4 protein-coding genes are annotated in these 12,767 nt (G+C 69.6%); 1 reads left to right on the top strand and 3 read right to left on the bottom strand.

Annotated features, from left to right (window positions below):
- Positions 1 to 13 precede the first annotated feature (13 nt).
- Positions 14 to 9,568, bottom strand: coding sequence for an amino acid adenylation domain-containing protein (locus ACFHWU_RS23030; RefSeq protein ID WP_416591543.1), 9,555 nt, complete (start codon positions 9,566 to 9,568; stop codon positions 14 to 16).
- A gap of 53 nt (positions 9,569 to 9,621) precedes the next feature.
- Positions 9,622 to 10,548 (bottom strand): sterol desaturase family protein, encoded by a 927-nt coding sequence (locus tag ACFHWU_RS23035; RefSeq protein ID WP_416556466.1) that lies wholly within the window; start codon positions 10,546 to 10,548, stop codon positions 9,622 to 9,624.
- Positions 10,549 to 11,390: 842 nt separating this feature from the next.
- Here ACFHWU_RS23035 and ACFHWU_RS23040 point away from each other — a divergent pair.
- Positions 11,391 to 11,717 (top strand): hypothetical protein, encoded by a 327-nt coding sequence (locus ACFHWU_RS23040; protein WP_416591544.1) that lies wholly within the window; start codon positions 11,391 to 11,393, stop codon positions 11,715 to 11,717.
- Between the two features lie 20 nt (positions 11,718 to 11,737).
- Here the strand turns inward: ACFHWU_RS23040 and nshR are convergent, their stop codons facing one another.
- The gene (gene nshR / locus ACFHWU_RS23045) at positions 11,738 to 12,643 is read right to left on the bottom strand and encodes an NshR/TsnR family 23S rRNA methyltransferase (RefSeq protein ID WP_416556468.1); all 906 of its coding nucleotides are present in this window, start codon (positions 12,641 to 12,643) and stop codon (positions 11,738 to 11,740) included.
- Positions 12,644 to 12,767 lie beyond the last annotated feature (124 nt).

Below are 12,767 nucleotides of genomic sequence, written 5' to 3' on the forward strand. Positions count from 1 at the left end.
GCCTCCTCGATGGTCAGTCGACTGGAGCAAGCGACGGGTCGCGGTTCGTAGCGGGCGTGGGACGTTCTCCGGGGTCGGAGCCGGGGTCGGGGTCGGGGTCGGGGTCGGGGTCGGCCAGGACGCCGCGGACCAGGCCGGCGTTGCGGGCGGCGAACTCCCGGTCGAACATCTCGGCGTGGGTGCCGAACCCGGCGAGCAGGCCGTCGTGCCTGCGTGACGCGCCAGCCCAGCTGCCGCGCGTACCCGCCGCGTAGAACTCCATCCGGTCCTGGTCGCTGATCACCGTCACCGGTGCCGCGACGGACCCCAGGTTCGGGGTACGGGCGCAGAACTCGATGTATTCGCGGGCCTGTTCCCGGGTCTCCTGGGCGACAATCTCCGAACCGGTGTGCCGGCGCAGGTGCTCGGCGAGTTCCCGCTCGAACGCCGCGAACTGTTCCGGGCCGAACTCGAACTCCGCGCCGATGCGGTACGAGTCGACGATGACCACGTGCCGCACGGTCCGGCCCCGGCGTTCGAGCTCCTTCGCCACCTCGAAGGCGAGGTTGCCGCCGAGCGAATAGCCGAGCAGCCGGCAGTCGCCGTCCGGCTGTAGCTCGTCGACCAGGTCCGCATACTGGACGACCTTGTCGTCGCCGGGAACGTGGTTGAACCCCACGGCGTGGTACTCGGACAGGTGCATGACGAACTGCCGGTAGATCAGCCCGTGCCCGCCGGCCGGTGGGAAGCAGAACAGCGCGGGACGGTTCGCCGGGTTGAACGTCAGATACGGCTGCCCGCCGCTGAGCCGCCCGGTGACGATGTGCTCCACCGTTCTCGCCATGCCGTGCAGGGTGGTGATCTGGAAGAGACGGCTGACCGGGATCTCTATGTTGAACTCGGTCTGCAGGCTGTAGATCAGCTCGACGAGTTTGATCGAGCTTCCTCCCACCTCGAAGAAGTCCTGCCGAAGTCCGATCTCGTCGAGGTTGAGCAGCGCCCGCCAGTGCTCGGCCATCCGGGTCTCGTACAGCGTCACCGGCGGGTCGTACCGCCCCTGTTCGGGGTCTGGACCAGGCGGTGGGAGCGCCGCCACGTCGACCTTGCCGTTGGGGGTCAGCGGCAGCGCCGACAGTTGGCCGAGGTACGCCGGGATCATGAACGTGGGCAGCTGGCCGGCGAGGTGGCTGCGCAGTTCCCGCCGGTCCAGCTCCGCACCGTCGGCCGGCACGTAGTACGCGCACAGGACGGCTTCGCCACCGGCGTCCGGGCGGACCACGACCACCGCCTCCGCCACGGCGGGCAGCGCCTTCAGCAGGGACTCGACCTCACCGGTCTCGACTCGATGTCCGCGTACCTTGACCTGTGTGTCCGCCCGGCCCAACAGGTGCAGGACGCCGTCGGCCGCCCAGCGGGCGAGGTCTCCGGTGCGGTACAGCCGCACCGGCAGGGCACCCGGCCGACGGCTCAACGTCCGGGTGACGAAACGCTGCGCGGTCTGCTCGGCGTCGCCGACATAGCCGGTCGCTACGCCGTGGCCACCGACCCACAACTCGCCGGGTACGCCGGGCGGCACCGGCCCGCCCTGCTCGTCGAGCAGATAGACGGCGCTGTTCGGGAACGGCCGCCCGATCGGTACGACGTGGCCGGGATCGAGGGCGGCCGGCGAGCCCTCGAAATAGGTGCTGTCGATGGTCGCTTCGCTCAGGCCGTACGAGTTGACCACCCGGGTGCGCGGGCCGCCGAGCGCGCGCAGCCGTTGGTACTCCTCGACGGTCCAGATGTCGGAGCCGACGATCAGCAGGCGCATGAAATCCAGCCGGCGCCCCTCCCGTTCACAGTAGGTGACCAGCCCGCGGGCGACGGCGGGGACGAACTCGCCGCAGTCGACGCGTTCGCTGATCATCGTGCGGTACAGCCGGTCGGTGTTGAACAACAGATCGCGGTCGACCAGGACCAGGGTGCCGCCGGAGCAGAGCGCGCGGACGAGGTCGCCGGCGAACACGTCGAACGCGAAGCTGGCCATCTGCAGGTGTACCCGCACCTCGTCGAGGCGGTACTCCTGTCGCCAGCCGCCGTACACCGCGGCCAGGTTGCGGTGGGTGACCTGGACGGCCTTCGGCAGACCGGTTGAACCGGAGGTGTAGATGACGTAGGCCGGGTCGTCCAGGCCGATGCGTACGTCGAGGGCGGCGTCGGGCTCGTTTCCGGCCGCCCGCAGCAGCGAGTGCAGGTCCAGCACCTGGCCGGACCCGCCGACCATGCCGCTGATGCTGTCGTGGGCCGCGCCGTCGGCGAGCACCAGGGTGGCTTCGGCGTTGCGCAGCATGTACGCCATCCGTTCCGCCGGATAGCCGGCGTCGAGCGGCAGATAGGCACCGCCGGCCCGCAGTACCGCGAGCACCGCGGTGATCAGCTCCGGAGACTTGTCCAGGCAGAGGGCGACCACCGCGCCGTCACGTACGCCGAGGCGGCGCAGCTGGTGCGCGAGTTGCCGCGACCGCCGTTCCAGGGTGGCGTAGTCCAGCCGGCGAGTGTCGACGGATCCGCCGGCCGCGCCGCTGGGACCCGCCGGCGCCACGACGGCGACGGCGTCCGGCTGCTGCGCGGCGACCCTGGCCACCAGCTCGTGGACCGGGACGTCGTGCGCGACCTGCTGCCGGGCGCCACTCCAGTCGTCGAGGAGACGTTCGCGTTCGTCCGCGTCGAGCAGCTCCAGCTGCCGGACCGGCTGCTCGGGCGCCGACCTGCTCATCGTGTCGAGCAGCTGGACGTAGTGCCGGGCGATCCGTCGTACGGTCTCGGGCAGGAACAGGTCGGTGTTGTACTTGAGGACGCAGTGGAACTGGTGGTCGGCCTCGTCCTCGTAGACCGACAGCGTCAGGTCGAACTGCCCTTCCTCCTCCGGAAGTTCGATGTACTCCAGCCGGTAGCCGTACTTCTCCGTCGCCACCTTGTGGGTGAGCAGGATGAACATCGTCTGAAAGACCGCCGACCGGCTGGGATCGTGGTGCAGGCCCAGCTGTTCCACCAACAGCACGAACGGGTAGTCCTGGTTGTCCAGCCCGTTGAGCACCGTCGTGCGTACCTGGTTCAGCAGGTCGGCGATCGACGGATCGCCGGACAGGTCGGCGCGCAACGGCAGCGGGTTGACGAAGTACCCGTAGGTCGAGGCGAATTCTTCCTCGGTCCGCCCGGTCACCGGGCTGCCCACGATCACGTCGTCCTGCCCGGAGTAGCGGTGCAGCAGGACGAAGTAGGCGCACAGCAGCACCATGAACACGGTCGCGTTGTGGTCGCGGGCCGTCGCGTGCACCCGTGCGGTGAGGTCCGGATCCAGGGTGAAGAACTCCGAAGCTCCGTTGTTGGTCTGCACCGCCGGACGTGGTTTGTCGGTCGGCAGGTTCAGCATCGGCACCTCGGCTGGCAGGTGCGAACGCCAGTAGTCCAGCGACCTGCGCGCCTGCGGGCTGCCGAGAAACCTGTTCTGCCAGTTGAGGAAGTCCAGGTAGCGGGCGGACACCGGCGGCAGCTGCGCGGGTGCGCCCCGGCGCAGCCCTTCGTAGACGGCGAGCAGCTCTTCGATGAAGGTGAAGGTGGAGATGGCGTCCGAGATGATGTGGTGAACGGCCTTCATGATGACCCACCGCTGTTGGTCGAGCCGGAACAGCCGGAAGCGCACCAGCGGATCGCGCTCGAGGTCGTACGGGCGGCGGTACTCCTGAATGATCATCTGGTAGACGTCGGGCCACGCCCGGTCGCGCACGTCGAACAGGGCGACGTCCGCCCTGATCTCCGAATGGATCCGTTGTACCGGCTGGCGGTGCCCGGCCCGGCCCCGGTCCGACTGGCCCTGTTCGAGCAGGAAGTTCGCCCGCAGGCTGGGATGGCGCGCGATGAGGGCCCGGACGGCCTCGAACATCAGCTCCGCGTCCAGTTCGACCCGCACCTCGACCGCGCCGCCGATGTTGTAGGCGTAGCCGTCGGGGTTGAGCTGCTTGAGGAACCACAGCGCCTTCTGGTTCTGGGTCAACGGATAGCATTGCTCGTCGCTGTACACCTCGACGTCGGCGCCGACGGTGGCGGCGTCCGTGGCGAGCAGGTCGACGAGCTCCTCGTGCGCCTGCTCGACAAGGTCGGCGACCGGTGCGCCGCTGAGTAGCGCCACCACCGGCAGGGCGACGTGGATCTCGGCCGCGATGCGGGCGCGCAGCTCCATGGCGAGCAGCGAGTCCAGTCCCAGCGCGGCGATGCTGGATGCCGGGTCCACCCGTTCCGGGGGAACCCTGAGCACGGCCGCCACCACCGCGGTGAACCGCTCGCGGAGCAGCTGGTGCCGCTGGTCACCGTCGGCGTCGCGGAACACGCCAAGGAAGGTGTCGCCGCCCGCGTCCGGCGGCTGCGCGGCCGTCGCCGCGAGGTCGGCCACCAGCGGGGGTACGGAGGTGTACCAGGACAGGAAGGTTGGCCAGTCCACGATGGTGGCCACCAGCAGCTGGGCCCGGTCCTGACCGATCACCCGTTCGAGCACCGCCATGCCGGCGGCCGGCGACAGCGAACTCATCCCGCGGCTGTGCCGGTAGTGGTGGACCAGGCCGAGTTCCTCGATCATTCCGGTGGCCCACGGCCCCCAGTCCAGGCTCAGCGCCGGCAGTCCGGTGGCGCGGCGATGCTGCGCCAGCGCGTCCAGGAAGGCGTTGCCGGCCGCGTAGTTGCTCTGCCCGGCGGTGGTGAGCAGCGAGGCGATCGAGGCGAACAGCACGAAGTGCTCCAGCGGCTCGTCGCTCAGGTGGCGGTGCAGCAGGTAGGCGCCGAGCACTTTCGGCGCGTACGCGGTGTCGAACGCCGCCCGGTCCATCTCGGGAAGCAGCGTGTCGCGGACCTGGCCGGCGAGGTGGAACACGCCGCGGATCGGCGGTGCCTGGCTGGCGCGGTGATCGGCCAGCCAGCCGGTCAGCGCGGCTTCGTCGGTGACGTCGAGTTGGGCCAGGATCGGTTGGCAGCCGCGCGTCTCCAGCTCCATGAGGAAGTCGATCCGGTCGCGGACCGCGCCGTCCCAGCCAGGCTCGCCCCACCGCTGTCGGGGCGGGACCGGGCTGCGCCCGACGAGGATGAGCCGGCGGGCACCCCGACGTACCAGGGTGCGGCACAGCAGCCGGCCCAGCGCGCCGAACGCGCCGGTCACCAGGTGGGTGCCGTCGGCGCGCAGGCGCAGCGGTAGCGGGCGGGTCAGTTCGCCGGCCGGGCGTAGTCGGCTGGTGTACCGGTGGTCGCCGCGCAGGGCGATCTCGTCCTCGTCGTCGACGGCCAGCTCCCGTAGCAGGGCCGCCGCCTCCGCCCGCCGTCCGGCCCGGTCCCGGCCGCCGGCCGGGTCGAGGTCGATCAACTTGCCCGGGTGGTTGATCAACTCCTGGTGGCGCAGCACTCGGCAGACGCCCCAGGCGGGCGCGGCCATCGGCGCAACCGGATCCGCTGCCTGCACCGCCTGGGCGCCTCTGGCGACGACGTGCAGCCGACCGTCGTGTCCCTGGGCCAGCAGTGCCTGAGCGAGCGCGACCAGGGAGTAGACGCCGAGGCTGGTGTGCTCGGCGAACTCGCCGATGGCGGCGCGGTCAAGCGGCGGCAGGTCCAGGCCCCACAGGTGCACCACGTTGTGGAACGGTCCGGAGCCGGCCGCGCGCAACTCGGTGAGGAGGCGGTGCAGTTCGTCGGCGCGGCCCGGTCGCACCGTCGAGCCCGCGCCGTCGTGGTCGAGGTGGTAGCCAGGTCCGGGCCGTACGAGGTGGCATTGACCGCCGCGGATCGACACCAGATCGGCCAGCTCCTCGGCCAGGCCGGCTCGGTCGGCGAAGACCAGCCACCGGCCATTGGCGCGATCGGCGGCGGTGGGTTGCGCCGCAGGGTCGGCCAGGGGTTCCCGCCGGATCCACTGGAGTTCGGCGAGCCAGCTGTCGATCGTGCCGACCCCGACAGCGGCGGTGGTCTTCTCCACGTCTGTGGCGCGGAAGCCGCCGATCCGGCCCACCGGGGTGCCGTCGTCGGCGTAGACCGCGATGTCGCCGGTCAATCCGTCGGCGTCACGTTGCACGATCGTCGCGTGCGCCCACAGCGCCTGGCCACCGACGGGGTCGAGGCGTACCTCCGCGATCGACAACGGCAGCCGGATGCCGGTGTGTTCCTCGCCCGGACCTGCGGCGTCGAGCAGTTGCGGGGTCAGCAGGGTCTGGAAGCAGGCGTCGAGCAGCACCGGGTGGACGTGGTAGCCGTCGGCGGAGCCGTCGAGTGCGGCCGGGAGCCGGATCCGGGCCAGTGCCTCGTCCGGGCCGATCCACACCTGCTCGATGCCCTGGAAGGCCGGGCCGTAGTGGTAGCCGAGGGCGGCGAGGTCGGCGTAGCACCGCACGCCGTCGCGGTGGTGTGCCAGGCGCTGCCGTACCGTGTCGGCGGCCAACCGGGGAACGTGCCGGCCGGGTTGGCCGGCGAGCAGGATCCCGCTGGCGTGCACAGGGTGGTCGGCGGCGTCGCCGGTGATCGAAGCCACGGTGAACTCGCCGGATTCGGCGGTCACCGACAGCTGCACGGTCCGGGACTCACCGGCGGACAGGAACAGGGCCTTGCGCAGTTCGATGCCGGCCAGGGTCGCCCCGCCGCCGCCGGTGAGCGCGTTGACCGCCTGCGCCGCCATCTCGAGGTAGCCGGCGGCCGGGAACACGGCGTTTCCCTGGATGCGGTGGTCGTCGAGGTACGGCATGTCCTCGGTGTCGAGCTTCACCTCCCAGGTGGGCTCGGCGTTGGACAACCGGCGGCCGAGTAACGGGTGGTCCCGCTGTCCGAGCCGGATCTGCGCGACCGAGCGCGGCTCCACCCAGTAGCGGTCGCGTCGGAACGGGTACCGGGGGAGCGGCACCGGGGCTCCGACCGGTTGCAGGACGTCCCAGGCGATCTCCACACCGAGGCTGTGCAGGGCGGCGAGGGTCATGACCACGCGCTGCGGTTCGTCTGCGCCCCGCCGGATCGACGGCAGGGTACGACCATGCACGTCCCTGCTGGCGAGACATTCCTGGATGGAGTGGCTGAGTACCGGGTGCGGGCCGATCTCGAGAAACTGGCGGTACCCGTCGTCGATGAGCCGATCGACCGCGCCACGGAACCGTACGCTGTCGCGGACGTTGCGCCACCAGTAGCCGGCGTCGAGTTCGGGGCCCTGCGCCACGCCGTCCTGTCCGGTGAGGTAGACGGGCACCCGGGCGGGGCGCGGGGCGAGGCCGTGCAGTGAGGCGAGCAGCTCGTCCTTGATCATGTCCATGGCGGGGCTGTGGTACGGCACGCGTACGGCGACGAGTTTGGCGAAGGTCTGTTCCGCGGTGAGGTCGGCGGCGAGGTCGGCGAGGGCGGTCTCGTCACCGGCGAGGGTCACCGCTGCGGGGCTGTTGACCGCGGCCACGGAGACCCGTTCGCCGTACGGTCGGATCCGGCGTTCAGCCTCGGCTTCGGTGAGCCCGACCGCGAGCATGGTGCCGGTCCCGACGAGCTTCTGCTGCAGCCGGCTGCGGTGTACGACGATCCTGACCGCCTCGTCGAGGGAGTAGACACCGGCCTCGTAGAAGGCCGCCACCTCACCGGTGCTGTGTCCGACGATCGCGTCGGGCCGTACGCCGTAGCTGCGCCACAGAGCTGCCAGGCCGACCTGGACCGCGAAGTTGGCCGGTTGCGCGAGCCAGGTCTCGGCCATGCGCGAGTCGACCTCGTCGGCGTTCAGCTCGTTGATCAACGACCAGCCGGTGATCCGCCGGATCGCCCGGTCGCAGCGGTCGATCGCGTCCCGGTACACCGGCTCGTCGGCGTACAGTTGGCGACCCATCGCCCACCACTGCGGACCCATGCCGGTGAACACCCATACCAACGCGCGCTCGCGCGTGTCACGCCGCTGGTCGACGAACACGTGTGGATGCGGATCGCCCCGCAGATAGGCGGCCAGTGCCGCGTCCAGCGCCGCCCGGTCCGAGTGCGTCGGAGACCGGCTCGGGTACACGATAGACACACGGTGTTCGTGGTGCTGGCGGCGGCGGGCCAGCGTGTAGCCGAGATCGGCCAGCGCGACGGCATCGTGTCCGTCGGCCCCGGCCAACTCCCTGCGGATGCCTTCGGCGAGAGCCGGCAGCACGTCGGGGTCGCGGGCGGTCAGGGGAAGGATCGTGTACGCCGGAGGGCCGGCCGAGGGCGCGACCACGGCCGGCCGTTGCGGTGGCTCCTCGAGCAGCACATGTGCATTGGTGCCGCCGAAGCCGAAGGAGTTGACCCCGGCACGGGCCGGCCCCTGGTGCTGCGGCCACGGTGTGGGCGCGGTAGGGATCTCGAACGGCAGGGACGTCAGATCGATCTCGGGGTTGACCTGATCGAAGTTGATCTGCGGGGCGATGGTGCGGTGCTTCACGGACATCGCGGTCTTGATCAGGCCGGCGACGCCGGCGGCGGACTCGGTGTGCCCGATGTTCGTCTTCACCGACCCGATGTAGCAGGTCTCCCCGGGCCGGCGGCCGATCGCCAGCACCCGGCCCAGCGCCTTGGCCTCGACAGGGTCACCGACCGGGGTGGAGGTGCCGTGCGCCTCCACGTACTGCAGGCTGCCCGGGGCGATCCCGGCCTCGGCGCACACCCGCTCGATGAGGATGGCCTGAGCGTCGGCGTTCGGCACGGTGATGCCATTGGTCCGGCCGTCCTGGTTGACGCCACTGCCGATGATCACCGCGTGGATCGGATCACCGTCCGCCAGCGCGTCCGACAGGCGTTTCAGCGCGACCGCCCCGACGCCCTCGGCGCGGACGTACCCGTTGGCCGACGCGTCGAAGGGGCGTGAGCGGCCCTCCGCGGAGAGGAAGCCCCCCTTCGTCTCGGCGATGGTGTACTGCGGGGTCAGGTGCAGCAGTGTCCCGCCGGCGAGCGCGAGGTCGATCTCCCCGCGCAGCAGGCTCTGCCGGGCCAGGTGTACGGCTACCAGGGAGGAACTACACGCGGTGTCAATCGACACGCTGGGGCCGCGGAAGTCGAAGCAGTACGAGATGCGGTTCGACACCATGGTCATCATGGTTCCGGTCGCGGTGTGCGCCGCCAGGGTCTCGAAGCTCAGGTCCGCGAACTGCAGGATCTTGTAGTCCAATGTAAACGCGCCGATGAACACCCCGACGTCCCGTCCGGCCAGCTCTGTCGGCTTCTGTCCGCCGTCCTCCAGCGCATCCCAGCTGACCTCCAGCAGCTTGCGCTGCTGCGGATCCATGTGCTCGGCCTCTCGGGGGCTGATGCCGAAGAAGGCCGGGTCGAATTCGGCCACTCCGTCGATGTAGCCGCCCCGGCCACCGACCAGTCGCCCCGGCTTGGTCCTGTCCCGGCTGCCGAGGGTGGCGACGTCGTAGCGGTCCGAGGGCGTTTCGGTAATGCAATCCCGACCCTTGACGACGTTCCGCCAGAACGTCCGGTAGTCCGAGGCACCACCGGGCATACGGCAGCCGATGCCGATGATGGCAATCTTTTCCGAGCCGCCGGCATTTGCCGGATCCTGCACTTGTGCCCCGGCCGCGCGGGAGTACATCATGGTCAAGTCCTTCTGAGTCGCGGTACGGACGAGCTGTGGAATGCGCGTGGTTGTCAGCGACGTGGACCCCTGGCGCCGGCGCGGGCGCGCCATGGGTGCAACAGACTGGCGACGACGTCGCCGGTCGGTGGGAACGATGTCGGATCGTGCAGCCCGACCGCTACCGGGAGGCGACCCGAACGCCATGTGAAGGTGCCGAAAAGCTGATCCCAGATCGACAGATCGGAGCCAAAGTTACCTGCCTCGGCAAGGTCCGTGCTGTGATGCAGACGGTGCTGCTCAGGACTGGTGAAGACATAGTTCAGCCAACCGATGCGTACGTCGATGTTGGCGTGGATGAAGTAGCCCTGCACGATGACAAACAGGCCGATGACGAAGACGGCCGGCTCGGAGAAACCGGTGAAGGCGAGCGTCAACTGCACCGCGCTCTGGGCGAGCACGATGTCGAATATGTGGTTGACGCCGTTGTTGCCGACATTGACCTTGTCAGGCACGTGGTGTACCCCGTGGAGTCGCCACAGCCAGGCGTTGGTGTGCCCGAGCCGGTGCATCACATAGCTGGCCAGCGAACCGAGCAGCAGCGCGAACGGCATCTCCACCCACAGGGGCAGCCACCCCTGGGGCGCGGCGACCGCGCCGACGACAGCCATGATCGGCAGCTGTGCCAGCCCGCCGCCGAGTAGAGTAAGCAGAAAATAGATCCCGTACCAGCGCCACTCACGTAGGCTCGGGTGCCAGGTAGGTTCGTACGGGATCAGACGCTCAAGCATTGCGAGATAGGCGAGCGTGCCGATCAAAAAGGCGAAGTTGACGGCACCCAGGTTCCACCCGTGCCGCAGCGCGATCACACTGACCACGATCATGGCGATGATCAGGATCGGATACGTCACGATCCGTGCGGCGGCGCGTGCCACGGTGGTGGGGCGGGGCTCTGGCGCAGGTGGGGACAGGGTGCTGTCGTACTCGTGGGAGATGTTCATGTTCTCTCCATCGCAGGTCGTTCAGCTGGTCACCGTCGAGGGGTGACCAATCGCGTTGAACACAGGGGGTGCGGTGGAGGCGCACTTTCCAGCGGATGAACAGCTAGCCTTGCAGGGTGGCCTGGCTCTTTGTTGGAAATGCGTCTTGTGAGACGACGAGTGCTCCCTTGGTGTAGGCCTGAATCTTGCTCCGATGCATCGGGTGTGGGTCGTGCGTGAACGTCGTCCGTGAAACCGATTCACGTCTGGGCGGTGTCAGGTCATTCTTTGCTCTGTATTTCCGGTCCCCAGTCAGTAATCCAAATAGAAGTCATGATCGGTAGTTCTCTATCACCATCTGAATATCTCAAGTCGGCAACTCAAACAAGAACTGGTTCATTTTTGTCATGACATAAGGGTCTTTTTGATAGACCACGCGGCACCTGATCGGATTGCGGGGTACGGGCGAGATTGGCGGCGATCAGCGCAGCGATGCCCGCGGGTGCGGTCGGCCCGCGCTTGACATGGTGCCGACGCACCGGTCTGCCGACCCCGACCCTGCCGATCACCGTCACCGCCGCCACCGCGTCGGCGGTCTCGCTCTGCTGGCCCCGGCACCCGCTCGGCGGCGAGCTGGACCTGCGGGTGGACGGCGTCAGCCTGGGCTGGACGTCGCTGACCAGCGCCCCGGGTCGGCAATCTGGCGCCCGCCACCGATCACCAGATCCGGCTCTTCCGGCTCGACCAGCGCAGCCCCGGATCCACCGAACTGGTCGGCTCGACCAGCGCCACGACCGCCGCCGGCGATCCCGCGCGGTCCGCCCCGCCTGCGGTCCTGCGGCGAGACCCCGCGCTCCGCCCAGGTGCGGGTCACCACCGCGCCCGGTCCCGCCGCCCGGCCGGCGGCGCCGGCGTCGCTCGAGGTGGCCGGCAACGCCCCCGGCGCCTGGCCCACCGACGCTCGGCTCACCCTGGTGTGGTCCGCCTCCACCGGGGGCGAGCCTGCCGTCAGCTACCGGGTGTACGAGGGCGCGACCGTCGTCGGCGCGACCGACGGGACCCAGCTGACGCTGCCGGTGGGCGGGGCGACCTGGCACACGTACACGGTGGTCGCCGTCGACGCCGCCGGCAACGAGCCGGCGGCCAGTCCGTCGGTGACCGCACAGGGCATGTTCTATCCGCCGCCGTAGGGCAGGCGAAGCCGCGTGGCTCAGCGGCGGCGGCCTGACCCGCCGGACGACGACGCAGGCTTTCTGGCGCGGCGCTTGGCCGGCTGCTGCGGGTTGGGTGCGGTGGCCTGTGGCGGGCGCCGCCGGTCGGCGAGGTTCCAGTGGTAACGCTCGTAGAGTGCGATCCCGGCGCAGACGGAGACGTTCAGCGACTCTGCGGCCGGGTCGATGGGGATCGACACCGAATGGCGGGAAATGCTCTCGAAGGAGCGCGACGTACCGGTCTTCTCGCTCCCCAGCAGCAGCGCCAGCTGCTCGTCCGCGTCACGCAGATCGCTGACCGCGAGGTCACCGTCGGCGTCGAAGGCGATCAACGGAATACCGGTACGCCGGAAGTAGCCGGTCGCCTCGGCCCGCGACGCGAGCACGATCGGCAGCGAGAAGACGTAACCCCGGCTGGCCCTGATCAGCCGCCGGTCCGCGATGGTGGTCAGGTCGCTGTCCACCAGCACGATGCCACCGGCGCCGAGCGCGAACGACGTCCGCACGATGGCCCCGATGTTGCCGACGATCTTCACCCCGTCCAGGACGACGAGGTCGCCGGTCGTACGGGACAGCTCGTCGAAGCTCCACGGTCTCGGGACCCGGGCAATCCCGAACGCCTTGGGCTTCTTGTCGGTCCGGAACAGGTCGTTCATGATCGGGGCCGCGACCAGGCGGACCGGGATTCCCTCCCGCCGGCATGCGGTGATCACCTCGTCGGGCAGCGGGCTGGTCTGCACCCCGTAGACCTCGATGAACTCCAGCCCGGCGTGGATTGCCTGCACCAGCGGCTCGGCGTCCTCGATCAGCACGGTCCGCACGACGGATCGCGAATGCTTGGTGACGTCGATGATTCGCTGGACGGCCGGATCCGACCGCTCGGTGATGACATCGAGTTCCGCCACGGCAACGACCCTAACCCACCCCGGGCCCGGCCCCGCCGCCGCCGGTCCGGGCCGAAGCCCGGCCCTAGGGCGTGTATCAAAGTCGGCCGTGGGCGGGTGACGACTTTCGGCGTGTCGCTGCCCG

The organism is Micromonospora sp. LOL_015, from assembly GCF_048060275.1.
GTDB lineage: Bacteria > Actinomycetota > Actinomycetes > Mycobacteriales > Micromonosporaceae > Micromonospora_E.